The sequence below is a fragment of the Dethiosulfovibrio faecalis genome, from assembly GCF_021568795.1.
Classification (GTDB): Bacteria; Synergistota; Synergistia; order Synergistales; family Dethiosulfovibrionaceae; genus Dethiosulfovibrio; species Dethiosulfovibrio faecalis.
Genome location: NZ_JAKGUE010000003.1, coordinates 227554 through 241254, shown reverse-complemented (window position 1 = coordinate 241254; position 13701 = coordinate 227554). Strand labels below are relative to the sequence as shown.

Genomic DNA, 13701 nt, shown 5'->3' with positions numbered 1-13701 from the left:
GCTACCTGGTGGACTATTCTTTTCTCAACGACAGATCGTTCTCCTGGTCCAGGGCAAACCGAGCGGCTATCGAGCTGAGACGTTCAGCACCGGAAGAGAGTGCCTGAGCTTCCTGAGCCACCTGATCCGAGGCCGAAGCGGTATCCTCGCTTCCCTTCTTCACGTTCAGCAGTATCTCCGTGATCTCCACGGTCCCCTTGGTGGCCTGATCGATCCCGGAGGCCATCTCCTGGCTGGCAGCAGCCTGCTCCTCCGCCAGGGCGGCGATGTTCTGCATCACGTCCTCCACCTTGGAGATACGCACCAGAGCGTCGTCCAGGTTGGATATGGCCGAATCGGATGCCGACACTATCCGATCGACCAGCTGGTCGACCTCCTTCATGGAAGAGGTGGACGACGATGCGTTTTCCCTGAGGGAACCTATCAGATCGGCGACCTCCTTGGCCGCTTTGTTGCTCTCCTCCGCCAGCTTGCGGACCTCCTCGGCGACAACGGCAAACCCCCGCCCGTGTTCTCCCGCCCGGGCGGCCTCTATGGCGGCGTTCAAAGCCAGCAGATTGGTCTGGTCCGCTATGGATGCGATGGTATCCACGAAGGATGTGATGGACTCCACCGACCCCTCAACCTGACTCATGCTATCGACGGTCCTCTCGGACCTCTCTCCCACGGACTTTATCATCTCCACCATGGCCCTGACGTTCTTAACGGCCTCCCCGCTGATGCGACTCATCTCGGCCGATTCCTCGGAGCCCTCCGCCGCGCTATCCGCCGCACCGGAAGCCCCGGCCGAGACCTCCTCCACTCCGACGGTGGTCTCCTCCAGGGCCGCCGAGTTGGCCTCCGAAAGGTCTCCCACATGGTCCACCGAGGACTTGACCTCCTCCATGGACGCCACGGTCTCCTGGGCCAGGGCGGCCAAGGACTGGGAGGTGCCGGAGAAAACGCCGGATTCCTTTTGGATCGCACGGACGAAATCGCTCACCTTGATCTGCATATCCACGAGAGATTGGACCGCATCGGCGATCTCGTCGTTGCGATACTTGAAAAGCCAGGATCTAGACCCGTCCGACTTAAAGTCAAGTTGGGAGAACTTCTTCAGAATCTCCGAAATTCCCTCTATCGGTCTCACTATCCTGCCTGTGACGAAAAACATCACCACCGCGAGGATAAGCAACCCGGCCAGAGACGCCAGAATAACGTCACGGACGACCGCATCGGCTTTCGCTGTTACGTCCGAGAGGGGAACGGTTATGGCCAGGCTCCAGGGATTCAGGCCTAACCCGAAGGACACGGGAATGCGGGCCTTGAGGGCCTCCTCTCCCAGCTCGGGATCCCGGTAAACCGATACCTCATCGCCCCCGGAAGAGAGAACGTTCAGAACGTGCCCCAGATCGTGGACCCGGTCCGATCCCATCTCCTGAAGGTTCTTCTCCACCAGATCCTCATCGGGATGATATATGACGTAACCGTCGTCCGAAAAGAGAGAGGCGTAGCTATGATCCGTCACAGAGATTGACTCCATCAGCTCGGAAAAGATCCCCAGATCCAGATCGACCCCAGCCACCCCTACGATCTTACCGTCCTTCTCCAATGGAATGGACACACCGGTTATGAAGTGAGACCGGCTCTCGTCATCGGTGTAGGAATAGCGGCAGGGCTCGGCCATGACCGGTCTGCCGGACCGGAGGACCCCATAGTACCAGTCCCCGTCCTTGAGACTCTCCTCGGTGGTGTCGTAGGTCCTGACCACGGAACCGCCCTCTCGGATGAAGGTTCCCTCGAAACGACCGGTGTCCTGAAAACCGTCGACCCCGGCAAACTGACCGTCCTTCCCGTCGAAGGCGTCGGGCTCGAAGACGAACCACACCGACAAGGCCCCGGGAGTTCGCTCCAACACGCTACGGACAATATCCAGCACGGTCGATCTGGCCCCTGACGTGGAGCCGTCCACACCCTCGAGGGAGGACGCCAGGGTCCTGGCCGCCACCGTGAAGCGCTCCATGGCCCTTGAGACGTCGGATGCACTCCCCTCCGCCTCCGCCTGAACCGTCTTCTCCGCCTGATCCACGGCATTTCCCCTTACCGTAAGGGCCAGATAGACGACTATTGTTCCCTGGACCGCCAGCAGTCCTCCCAAAAGTAAAGCCAACATCCTGCCTCTAAGCCTCAAACGCATGAACGAACATCCTCCTCTAATCCCTGCCACCGCCACGAAAAACTGTATTTTCTGTCTACAGCGTTCAACATCGGTCGATGAAAACCATTATCCCCGAACCGAAAAGACCGTCAATGTAGGTATCCATACCACATGGGGAAGTCGATCCCAAATACCCTAGAGATCGAGACCTAATGCCCACGGAGAAAAAGGACCCAGGATTCAACGGCGACAGAGGAGGCCGAAGCGAAATATAAAAAACCCCTAGAGGTCGAAAAGGACCTTTAGGGATTTCCTTTGAACCCATCCTCTTTCATAATGAAAGAGGATGGGTTCAGAGGATCAGAATTCCGTAGGCCACGGCGGCCAATATCAAAAGGGGGTCGGGTATCCTGCGCAGGCGGGTCTGTAGCCAGAGGAAGAGGCAGAAGAGCCAGACGCACTGTAACCCCGACGATATAGCCGACTGCCCCGGGAAGGAGGCTACGGTGTGAAAGGTGGTCTCCATGAAGGAGATGAAGACCGACAGGAATATGGCCATGAGAACGGGAAGGATAAATTTGGTCATGGCCTTCATACCCGGAGATCTCTTTATTCTGTCGAGACAGGAGAAGGCGACCAACGAGTTCGTGACCGCCGGGAGCACCATGGCGACCACCAGGATGGCTCCCCCCGCCGACGCCCAAAGCCAAAGAGGGCCGGAGTAGGCCGTTCCCGAATCGGCCACCCTCTGCACCATGTCCCAGCCGGAGACGGCGGAGAGCTTGGATATTATGGGGGACGGCAAGGCGTTCACTATGGCTATGTACTGCATGAGCCTTTCCCTGGTGTAGAGGAATATCTGGGACGACGGCCCGGCCAGAAGCCCTATGGCAAGCGGGATGAACACCGGTCCGCCTCCGAAGGTCATGAGTCCGGTAAAGGTCATCCCGGCCAGAAGCGCCAGGTAGGCCGAGGATCGAAGAAGAGGACAGAGCATCACCAACGGCACGCAGACAGCCAGCACCGCCGCCCAGATCCGCCCGAGGTCTCCTAGAACCGGACGCAGCCCTGCCTCGCCGGTCGAGTTCGGCAGATCACCTTCCGCAGGGGTGGTCCAAAGCCCGACGCCCCCCGCTACCAGAAGCCACAGCACCACCGACCATTCCAGGTAATCCGGAACGGCCATGCTCAGAGTCGAAACGAGGTCGCTGTGGACGAACAGCAGAGCAGCCACCGGCACCACCATGCCGTAGCAGAGCCACCTGGGCCAGGGAGCGGCAGAGGTGATCGCCAGGGAGATCATGGCCAATATGACGAAGCCGTTGTCCACCCCCAGGTAGAGCAGAGCCAGACACACCAGAGAGAACAGCACCGTCCTGACCGGCCCTATGGCCTCCGATCCCTGACGGTAGAACTTGAGCATCAGTCGACAGAGCATGGCCGACACCAGGGGGAACACTGCCACGGTGCTCCTCTTCAGGATCAGCATCTTGTCGGCGCTCTCCCCCACGGCGGAGAAGATCCAGGATATTAGGACCACCACCAACACCGCCATGGGCACCACTAGAGCGGAGACGGCCGCCAGCATTCCGCCGATTCCCGCCGCCCTGTAGCCTATGACCGCCGCCATCTGAGGGGCCGCCGGCCCCGGCAGGGTGTTCGACAGCGCCAGCACGTCGTTGAAGGTTCCGTCGTCCACCCAGCCATATCTATCGACAGCCTCTTTATGTATCGCCGGGGCTATGGCGGCCCCTCCTCCGAATCCCAGAAAACCGGCCCTCAGAAAAGCCGCAAAGACCTTTAATATCAAAGACCTCGCCTCCTCGTTCGTCGATTATGCCTCAGTGACCCCGTGAAAGACCGAGTATAGCACCGGCACGACTATGAGGGTCAGGAAGGTGCCGACGAAGAGACCTCCCATTATGGTTATCGACATCCCCGAGTACATCGGGTCGAAGAGGAGAGGGGCCATTCCCAATATGGTGGTCGCCGCCGCCATCGCGACGGGACGGAGTCGGCTAACCGCAGAGTCCACCACGGCGTGATAGGGTTCCTTGCCCTCCTTGAGCTGTAGGTCCAGTTCGTCTATCAGGACTATGGCGTTCTTTATGAGCATTCCCGAAAGCCCCAGGAAGCCCAGTATGGACATGAACCCGAAGGGTATTCCGAAAAGCAGCATTCCTCCCACCACCCCTATTATGGAAAGAGGTACGGTGAGGAAGATGACCACCGGTCTTCTCAGGGAGTTGAACAGCCACACAACAGTTACGAACATCGCCACAAGACAGATCGGGAACGTCTTCTGGAGGGGTTCCTGGGCCTCCAGGGAATCCTCGTACTCGCCTATCCAGTCCATAGAGTAGCCTGGAGGGAGATCTATCCCGTCCATCCCCGGAAGAAGCTGTCGCCTCAGGGGCTCGGCCAGGCCGGTGACGGGGTTGCACTCCACCGAGATGGCCCTCTGACGGTCGTGCCTCTTTATCAGAGGGTCCTCCCAGATCAGTTCCTCTCCGTCGGTCACCTTGGACAGGGGGACGAAGGCCATAGCCCCGTCGCTCCATACCTGCACGTCTCCCAGGGAACCTACAGAGGTCCTCTCGTCCTCGGGAGGACGGGAGACTATCGGTATAAGATCGTCTCCCTCACGGTAGATTCCCACCCTGCTTCCGCCGTAGGTCCACTGAAGGGCCTGATGGAGGTTGTTTCTGCTGACTCCGGCCTGTCTGGCCTTGCTCTCGGAGAAAATCGGCCTCAAGACGTGTACAGGCTGCCTCCAGTCGGTGCGCAGGTCGGCCACGTTGGGGGTATCCCTCATTACCTTCAAGGCCCGATCCGCCAGGTCCTTCAACACCTCGACGTCGGGGCCTCTGAAACGGACCCCCACCTTGTACTCCAGCCCCGGACCGTTGGGCAGCTTGGTGCAGTGGGACTCCGAGTCGGGATAGTTTTCGTATATATGCTCCTCTATTCGGTCTATCAGTCCGTCGATCCTGGAGACGTCGTCCACCTGGACCAGAAGCTGACCGTAGCTGCCGTTGGGAGACTCGTAGTTGTAGGAAAGCACGAAGCGCAGGGTTCCCTCTCCCACGAAGGACGCCACCGACTCCACCCCCTCCAGTTCCGATACGAACTCGCCTATGGATGACATGTCCGAACGGGTTTCGTCTATGTGGGATCCCTGAGGTTTCCAGTAGTTGACGTAGAACCGTTTCTGCGTCGAGTCGGGGAAGAAGGTCTGAGGCACGGCCCCGAAGCCTATCAGGGCGACGATCAGCATCGCCAGGACCGCCCCGATCGTGATCCACCGATGGGCCAGACAGGATCGAAGCGCCCTTCGGTAGAACCGGTAGAGAGGCCTGTCGTAGGGGTCGGTACTCTCCTTGGGTATCTTCAGAAACCACACGCACAGAAGGGGCGTCACGGTGACCGCCAGTATCCAGCTTATGGACAGAGACAGGGCCATCACCTCGAAGAGGCTTCGGCAGAACTCGCCTATGTTTCCCGGGGCGAACCCTATGGCGGTGAAGGCCAATATGGCCACCAACGTGGCTCCCAGAAGGGGCCACTGGGTGTCTCTCACTATGTCCACCGCCGCCTGCTCTCTGGTCTCGCCTTTCTCCACCTTGACCAGTATGCCGTCGGCCACGACTATGGCGTTGTCCACCAGCATTCCCAGGGCCAGAATGAGGGCCCCTAGAGAGACCTTCTGAAGGTCGATGTCGAGCAGCAACATCCCCAAGAAGGTGGCGAGTATGGTGAGAAGCAGTATAAAGCCGATAAGAAGACCGCTCTGCCATCCCATGAAGACCATAAGCACCGCTATGACTATTCCCACCGCCTCGGCGAGGTTGGTTATGAATACCGACACAGACTCTGTCACTATGTCGCTCTGATAGTAGACCGGCGAAAGCTCCATCCCCAGAGGTCTGTTCGACTCTATTTCGGCCAGGGTCTCCCTTATGGAGTTTCCCATGGTTATGACGTTGCCGCCGGTAACGGTGGAGATCCCTATTCCTACGGCGGGTTTTCCGTCGAACTCCATAGTCTTATCCGGCGGGTCCTGATAGCCCCTGGTGACCGTGGCGACGTCGCCCAGCCGAACCAGCCCTTTCATTCCGCCTATGAGCAGATCGCCTATGGCCGACTCGTCAGGAAAGGCGCCGGTGGGAGAGATACGGACGTACTCTCCGTCTATGTCGACCTTTCCCGCCGTCTCCACCAGATTCTGCCCCGAGAGGGTGGCGTATATGCTTGCCGGAGGTATGCCAAGTTCGGTCAGTCGGGACCGTTTGAACTCGACGTATATCCGCTCCTCCCTGGTTCCCCATATGGACACCTTTGCCACGTCGTCGCACAGAAGCAGTTCCTTCTTGAGGTCCTTTGCGTAGTCCTCCAGCTGCTTCATGGTGTAGCCCTTTCCGGTCAGGGCGAAGAAGACTCCGTAGACGTCGCCGAAGTCGTCGTTGACTATGGAGGGACCGGCCCCGGGGGGCAGCTGTCCTCGAACGTCGGACACCTTTTTTCTGAGCTCGTCCCATATCTGGGGCAGCTCGTGAGAGCGGTAGTCGTCCTGCATATCCACGTAGACCAGGGACAGTCCTTCCTGAGAGGTGGATCGGACCTCTTTGACCTGTCCCATGGACTGGACGGCCTCCTCCACCACGTCCGTGACCTCCTCCTCGACCTCCGAGGGGGAGGCTCCTGGATAGGGGGTCACCACCAGGGCGGTCTTTATGGTGAAGGTGGGATCCTCCAGCCTACCCAGCTTTCCGTAGGCGATTATACCGGCGGCCACTATCATGACGGTTATAACCGCCATGAAGGTCCTCTTTCTTAAGGCGAAGGAAGCGGGATTGCTCATCGTTCAAGAGGGCTGACGGACATGCCCTCGGTAATAAAATCCACTCCGGCGACCACTATACTCTCGCCGGGTCTGAGACCGTCGATCACCGGCAGCCTGTCGTCTCCTCCGACCTTGCCTAGCGATACCGACCTGGATCGCACCACCTTTTCGTCAGGATCGTAGACCCAGACGGACGATCCGCCGTCTCCTCGGGATACAACCGCCCCCAGAGGCACCGTTACGACCTCGGAGGAGCCCTCCTCGCCGTTCCAGAGGACCTCGGCGGTCATTCCCGGGAGCACCCTGACCCCCTCCGGCGCCGGAAAGACAAAGGACACCGAGTAGGTCCTGGTGGCCGGATCGGGAGAGGAGCTCCATTCCTCGAGGGTCCCGATCAGCTTGAGATCCGGTATGGACGGGAAGGACAGCTCCGCCTTAGTCCCCTCCGACAGGGAACCTCGGACCAGGGCCCCCTCGGGGACGTTGGCTGTAACCTTGAGGGTAGATATGTCCAGAAGCCCCATGACCACCTGTCCCGCCGAGACCATCTCGTGGTTTTCCACCTTTCTCTCCGACACTATTCCGTCGAAGGGGGCCTTCAGCTCCGTGTCCTGAAGCCTGTGTCCGGCTATGTCCAGCTGGGCCGAGATGTTCCTGACCGACGATCTGGCCGTCGTGACGGCCTTCTTGGCCCCGTCGTATTCGGCCTGGGCTATGACCTTTTCCTTAAGAAGCGACTTGGACCTGTCGTAATCGGTCTGGGCGTTTTCGAGGGTCGCCCTGGCTCCCTCGAGCTGGGCCTTCAGCACCTCTATCTCGTCCCTGAAATCCCTGGAGTCTACCTGGGCGAGCCTCTGCCCCTTCTTCACCAGGTCTCCCAGCTGAACGTCCACCTTGGTCAGGGGACCGGCTACCCGGAAGGCAAGAAAGGCCTCCTGATCGGCCTCCACCACGCCGGGGTAGCGACGATTCGATCGGATAGCACCGACTCCAACGGTTTCAAGAGCCACCGGCCTTGGGCCGGAGGCCTTAGCTAACGCCTTATCCGAACTTTTTTCCGAGGCCATAACGACGTGGCTCCACAGAAACCAGGATCCCAGTGCCAGGAACAGGACGGCACAAACCCATAGGATTTTCTTGTTCAACTCTACTCTCCTCCTCTTTTCCTGCATATCGAATACTCTTCTTCCAAATCGTGAAGTCCCAGCCCGAAAAGCGCCCTGCTTACGATCCGTCTTTCGAGCCCTTCCAGATACTCGGGGTTATATCGATCCATACCGAGCTCGCAGGTGATTATGTCCCTGTAGTCGGCGTGGAAGAATATGGGCGCGCATATTATCAACATCTCGCAGGCCGAGTCCTCCAGGCTCATCGTTCCGTCTATGCGACGAAGCAATCCTCTGAAAACCTCGACGCCGGGCATCATGGCAACAGAAAAGACGAGATCCCTGAGATGCCCGGGGCTCTGAAGCAACTGATATACGACACGACAGCACCAGCGCGGTCGGTCTTCGTCGAAAAGCTTTCCCATAAACCAATGGATCGCCGACACCACAGCCTCGGCCTGCACCGTTCGATCGTCCAGGCGATCCATATAGGGAGCGAGAACATCGGAAAGGGGGTTTTTCAGCTGAGGATCTATAGCCTTGTAGACCACCGCCTCGAAGAGCTTTTCCTTGCTGCCGAAGTGATAGTGGATGCTGCCGACGTTCTCTCCGGCCCTTTTGGCCACCTCCCTGGTGGTCACCCTGGAGAAACCCAGTTCCGCCGCGAGCTCTCCCGCGGCGTTCACGAGGTTTTCCCTGGTCCTGTCTCCGCTGGAATATCCTGCCATGCCGTCACCTCCATGGATCTTTACGGAGAAGAATTTTATACGGTCGACCTATTTTAGTCAAGCGACCAATGTTTCGACAGGGTAAAAAAAGTCCGGCAGAGAACCTACACGGTTCTTTACCGGACTACCGAATCGCCTCGGTCAGGTCGCCCCGCCCGAGCCCTGTCTCGCCCGAGCGTATTTTCGACCTGCCTGTTCCGAACGGACCGCCTCCGAGGGCACGTCCTGTGCCCCCTCGGCTTGGGGCGACGTCCTGTCGCCCCATCCGTCCTACACGACGGCAGGTCTAAAATACGGGCTCGAACGGGCTCCGTCGGGGCAACCTGACCGAGGCTTTACGTTTCAGAAGCTCTCGTAAAGATTTAAAGGGCCGCGGCGGCTCCGGCCTTTATGGCTTTCGCCATGGTCTCCAGCGATTCGTCCGAGGCGGTCACTCTTATGCCGTAGACCACCGCCCTGGAGAGGATTCCCTCCGTGATCGCCATGTCCTCCGGAAGATACTCGGGAGCATCGACACCCCGGGCCCTCGACCTTTCGGCCCAGTCTCTCAGGGAATCCCAATGCCTGGCGTAGTGCCAGGTGTTGCCCGAGAGGATACCGCACCCCACTCCGGCCTCGGCGGAGGCGGCCTGGAACCTCTTCGCAGACTCTCCGTCCGGAAGGATGTAGACCAGCTGGGTGGCTATCTCGCCGTCCTGGTCCGCGAAGGAGCGGCGGACAAGGCCGGGGACGTCTCCCACCGATTTCAGGACCTTGGCCTTGTTCTCCCTGAGGGCCTTTACGGCACCGAGCATTTTGTCCACCTGGACCAGACCGATTGCGCCCTGGATCTCGCTCATCCTGAAGTTCATGCCCAGACCGCTCTTGCGCTCGGCGCCGCGGTCGATCGATTTGTCGTGGACGTGGCCGTGGTCGTGGGAGTATTCCATTGTCCGGTAAAGCTCCTCGTCGTCCGTGACCACGAGCCCCCCCTCTCCTACTGTGAGAAGCTTGTAGGGATCGAGGCTGTAGGACCCCCAGGCTCCGATGGTCCCGACGTATCTGCCCTTGTAGGTGGCGCCCATGGCCTGGCACGAGTCCTCCAGGAGTTTCAGGCCGTGGGCGGAACATATTTTCGCTATTGGGTCCATGTCCGCCGCGGAACCGAACATGTGGACCGGCATCACAGCCTTGGTCCTGTCGTCTATGAGGGACTCGACAGACCGGGGATCCATGTTCAGGCTTTCGTCCACGTCGGCGAAGACAGGCACGGCGCCGCACTCGGCCATGGCCTCCACCGTGGCTATGAAGGTGAAGGGAGAGGTGATTATCCGGTCTCCCGGCTCTATTCCCATGGCCTTGAGACCGACGTAAAGGGCGGCTGTTCCGCTGCTGACCGCGAGGCAGAAGCGGGATCCGACCATTTCGGCCACGGCGTTCTCGAACTCCTCAACCCTGTATATGCCGTCGCGGCAGTCGTTGAAGGAGTAGCGATGGACCATCTTTCTACCGATGACGTCCGCTACCGCGTCTATCTCTCTCTGATCGAAAAACTCGAAACCGGGCATTTAAAAGGCCTCCTCGTAAATAGATATGACTTGCTCCAGAGATACGTCCCTGGGGTTGTTCTCCATAGGTCTGGCGACGGCCATGGCCCTTTTCGCCATGTCCTCGAAGTTCTCCGGGGCTATGCCGACCTCCAGCTCTCTCAGACTCGTCGGCAGATCCAGATCGTGGACCAGCTCGTCCAGCCGGTCGGCACACTCGACGGCCCTGTCGAAGAGCCCCTCCGAGTAGTTAGGGCCGCCCAGGAGCTCCGCGGCCCTGGCGAATTTCTCCGGCGCCGCCATGGCGTTGAACCGGACGACGTAGGGAAGGAGCAGGGCGTTGGAGAGGCCGTGCCCCACGCCGTAGAGGGCTCCCAAGGGGTAGGCCATGGAGTGACAGGCGGTGACCCCGGCGTTGGCCAGGGCTACTCCTCCGAAGAGGGCGGCAAGCATCATCTCGCCTCTGGCCTCGATATCGTTCCCTCTCAAGGCTGCGACCCTGAGGTATCTGCCGATCCTGGCTATTGCGGCCTCGGCCATCATGTCGCTGAAGGGAGAGGCCTGGCGGCTGGTGTAGGCCTCCAGGGCGTGGGCCAGGGCGTCCATGCCGGTCTCGGCTGTAATCTTTTTGGGCATGGATAGGGTGAGCTCCGGGTCCAACAGGCTACAGTCCGGATATAGGTAGTCCGAGTTTATTCCGCCCTTGACTCCGTCGCTCTTGCGGATCAACACGGCGGTAAAGGTGACCTCCGAACCGGTACCGGCGGTCGTCGGTATGGTTATCTTCGGGATGCCGGGGCTCTCGACGAGACCCAGTCCCTGATAGGCCCCGGCGGAACCCTCGTTGGTTGCCAGGACGCTGACCGCCTTGGCAACGTCCATGGAGCTTCCTCCTCCCAGCCCCACCACGAGGTCGCATCCTGTGGCCTTGAGCCGGTCCGCCGCCAGGTCTACCGTCTCCACCGACGGCTCCGGCTCCACCTGGGAGAAGACCTCCACGGGAAGGCCCGCCTCCTCCAGATGGGAGGTTATACGTTCAGCCGTTCCTATGGAGACCATTGTCTCGTCGGTCACCAACATGACCTTGGATGCCCCCAGGGCCTTCGCCTTTTCCCCTACCGTAGCCGACACTCCGGCACCGAAGGAGATCCTTCCAGCCATGAACATATCGAAATTCATTCGTCCTCTACCTCCCGAAGATATCTCTCTAAGGACTTTACGTCCTCCATGGTGTCTATCTCTATGGTGTCCCTGTAGGTCTCCACGCACCTGATGGGGTATCCCCTCTCGAGGACCCGAAGCATCTCCAGGCTCTCGGAGCGCTCCAGCTCGGTCTGATCCCAGCTGGAAAAACGCAGCAGAAAATCTCTCCTATATGCGTAGGGCCCTATGTGCTTGTAGCAGACGGCCTCTCCGACTCTACGGTACGGTATGGGAGAACGGCTAAAATATAGGGCGTTTCCCCTTCCGTCGAAGACCATCTTCACTATGTCGGGCGAGTCGACCTCATCGGGCCGTTCTATCCTCTTGGCCAGCACGGCGAGGGGCACCGAGGGATCTCCCTTGAGGGCTTCCATCAGAGGGTCCACCATCTCCGGCCCGACCAGGGGATCGTCTCCCTGGATGTTCAGCACGTATCTGGACTCTATTCGCTCCGCCACGTAGGCCACCCGATCCCCTCCCGAGGGGAGGTCCTTCGGGGTCATCATGGCCTCTCCGCCCCAGTCCTCGACGACCGAGGCGATCCTATCGTCGTCGGTGGCCACCAGGGTCCTGTCCACGCCACGGCACCTCAGGGCGTTGCGAAGCACCCTGATCACCAAGGGGACCCCTCCTATCTCCATCAGGGGCTTGGCCGGAAGCCTCGTGCTGCCGTACCGAGCCGGTATCACCGCCAGGGTCTCGATCAAGTCTTTCACCTCCATCTTTTTTCCTTTCACGTAGAAGTATCACAAACTAGGGGCGATAGTGGCACGAATAAAACCGTTGATAATGGATCGAGGCGACAGCACCCACCCCAAGCCGATGCAGACCATGACATTTCTTTACGGACCGAGAGTTCCTTTGCGAGTATTATATGAGTCGAATACGGACAAGAGGAGATGATCCCTTCATGATCGATAGAGTGACCGTTCGCCTGATCGCCGCTGTGGCGACGGTGGCGATAGCGGCGGGGGCCGCATCGGCGGAGACCAGGATACTTACGCTGGAGGACTGTCTAAAGATGGCCTCCACCCACCCGGACCTGATATCCGCGGAGGGCGACCTGGACGCGGCCAGGGCCAGGGTGTCCGGCTCTGCCTCCGGCTGGAGAACCACCATATCGGGTTCGGACCAGTACAGCCGCTCCGAGGGAGACGACGGAGGCCACTCCGGCTCGGTGGGACTGACCCAGCGTATATTCGACTCGGGCCAGACCAGGCTCTCGGTACAGGCCAGCCGGGAGGGGATGATGTCCACCGAGGCGGACGGAATCTCCACCCTTCAGGGGCTCAGATATTCCATAGTCGAGGCCTACTGCGACCTGCTGGACTCTCTGGAGGCCCGGTCGATAGCCGAGGAGATAGTCGAACAGGACGTCAAGCATCTGGAGATAGCCAAGGGCTTCTACGACGTGGGGGAGAAGGCCCTGATAGACGTCACCCAGGCCAGGGTCAACCTGAGCAAGGCCCAGCTCGACCTGGTGAAGGCCAGGCACGCCGCGGAGCTGGCGAGGCAGCAGCTGAACCACTCCATGGGCCGTCCGGACATGGAGCCCTACGAGATAGCGGACCTGGCGCCGGAACGCCGTCCGGTGGAGACCCTCGTCGAGGCCATATCGACGGCCATGGCGGAACATCCGGACCTAAAGTCCTACGGCCACTCGGTGGCCAAGGCCAAGAGCTCTCTGAAGCTGGCGGCCAGAGGCCTGTCCCCCACGATAAGCGCGACCGGAGGCTTTTCCTGGAACGGAGACGCCCCCTTCGAGGACGGGGAATGGTCCGTAAGCGTCAAGGGAACCGTTCCCATATCGGACGGAGGCCAGACTACGGCGGACACCGACGAGGCCAGAGGAAACCTCAAGTCCGCCGAGGCGAAGGCCGAGTCGGAGCGTCAGAAGGTGGAGCTGGCTGTGAGAAAGGCCTGGCTGGCGCTGGACGAGGCGGATCAGAGCGTGACGGTGGCAAAAGAGACTGTGGAACAGGCGGAGGCGAACCTTAAACTGGCCAACGGACGGTACGAGGTGGGAGAGGGAAGCCCCACCGAGGTGGCCGACGCAGTGACGACCTACGGAGAGGCGAGACTCTCCCTCTCCCAGGCCAGATACGACAGGGAGACAGCTCTGGCCGCTCTGAAACAGGCCATGGGAAGGATGTAGGAT

At 59.9% G+C, this 13701-nt stretch carries 9 protein-coding genes; 1 reads left to right on the top strand and 8 read right to left on the bottom strand.

The features are described 5' to 3' along the window. Window positions 1-13 precede the first annotated feature (13 nt). The 8 genes from L2W58_RS04660 to kdsB all read right to left on the bottom strand — a co-directional run bounded on the left by L2W58_RS04660 (window position 14) and on the right by kdsB (window position 12265). A complete protein-coding gene (locus L2W58_RS04660) occupies window positions 14-2176 on the bottom strand; it encodes a methyl-accepting chemotaxis protein (RefSeq protein ID WP_236101914.1) in 2163 nt (720 codons plus the stop codon). Between the two features lie 313 nt (window positions 2177-2489). Next, a complete protein-coding gene (locus L2W58_RS04655; protein WP_236101913.1) occupies window positions 2490-3947 on the bottom strand; it encodes a chromate transporter in 1458 nt (485 codons plus the stop codon). Window positions 3948-3971: 24 nt separating this feature from the next. Beyond that, window positions 3972-6998: an efflux RND transporter permease subunit gene (locus tag L2W58_RS04650; protein ID WP_236101912.1), complete on the bottom strand. Its 3027-nt coding sequence runs from the start codon at window positions 6996-6998 to the stop codon at window positions 3972-3974. Further along, entirely contained in the window at window positions 6995-8125 is a 1131-nt protein-coding gene (locus L2W58_RS04645; protein ID WP_236101910.1) for an efflux RND transporter periplasmic adaptor subunit, read from the bottom strand. The genes L2W58_RS04650 and L2W58_RS04645 overlap by 4 nt, the downstream gene beginning before the upstream one ends. Window positions 8126-8127: 2 nt before the next feature. Beyond that, window positions 8128-8814: a TetR/AcrR family transcriptional regulator gene (locus L2W58_RS04640; RefSeq protein ID WP_236101908.1), complete on the bottom strand. Its 687-nt coding sequence runs from the start codon at window positions 8812-8814 to the stop codon at window positions 8128-8130. Between the two features lie 362 nt (window positions 8815-9176). After that, window positions 9177-10361 carry a DegT/DnrJ/EryC1/StrS family aminotransferase gene (locus L2W58_RS04635; protein ID WP_236101906.1) on the bottom strand — a complete coding sequence of 395 codons (1185 nt, stop codon included), beginning with the start codon at window positions 10359-10361 and terminating at the stop codon, window positions 9177-9179. Next, on the bottom strand, window positions 10362-11519 hold the full coding sequence (locus L2W58_RS04630; RefSeq protein WP_236101904.1) for an iron-containing alcohol dehydrogenase: 1158 nt from the start codon (window positions 11517-11519) through the stop codon (window positions 10362-10364). It lies immediately after the preceding gene. After that, complete coding sequence (gene kdsB / locus L2W58_RS04625; protein ID WP_236101902.1) at window positions 11516-12265, bottom strand: 3-deoxy-manno-octulosonate cytidylyltransferase; 750 nt, start codon at window positions 12263-12265, stop codon at window positions 11516-11518. The genes L2W58_RS04630 and kdsB overlap by 4 nt, the downstream gene beginning before the upstream one ends. Before the next feature lie 188 nt (window positions 12266-12453). On the opposite strand from kdsB, the gene L2W58_RS04620 reads away from it, so the two are divergent. Further along, window positions 12454-13698 (top strand): TolC family protein, encoded by a 1245-nt coding sequence (locus L2W58_RS04620; protein WP_236101900.1) that lies wholly within the window; start codon window positions 12454-12456, stop codon window positions 13696-13698. Window positions 13699-13701 lie beyond the last annotated feature (3 nt).

Excerpts from the sequence above, each read along its gene's own strand:
- L2W58_RS04660 (WP_236101914.1), bottom strand. The coding sequence starts at position 2,176 with ATGCGTTTGAGGCTTAGAGGCAGGATGTTGGCTTTACTTTTGGGAGGA.
- L2W58_RS04650 (WP_236101912.1), bottom strand. The coding sequence starts at position 6,998 with ATGAGCAATCCCGCTTCCTTCGCCTTAAGAAAGAGGACCTTCATGGCG.
- L2W58_RS04640 (WP_236101908.1), bottom strand. The coding sequence starts at position 8,814 with ATGGCAGGATATTCCAGCGGAGACAGGACCAGGGAAAACCTCGTGAAC.
- L2W58_RS04635 (WP_236101906.1), bottom strand. The coding sequence starts at position 10,361 with ATGCCCGGTTTCGAGTTTTTCGATCAGAGAGAGATAGACGCGGTAGCG.
- L2W58_RS04630 (WP_236101904.1), bottom strand. The coding sequence starts at position 11,519 with ATGAATTTCGATATGTTCATGGCTGGAAGGATCTCCTTCGGTGCCGGA.
- kdsB (WP_236101902.1), bottom strand. The coding sequence starts at position 12,265 with ATGGAGGTGAAAGACTTGATCGAGACCCTGGCGGTGATACCGGCTCGG.
- L2W58_RS04620 (WP_236101900.1), top strand. The coding sequence starts at position 12,454 with ATGATCGATAGAGTGACCGTTCGCCTGATCGCCGCTGTGGCGACGGTG.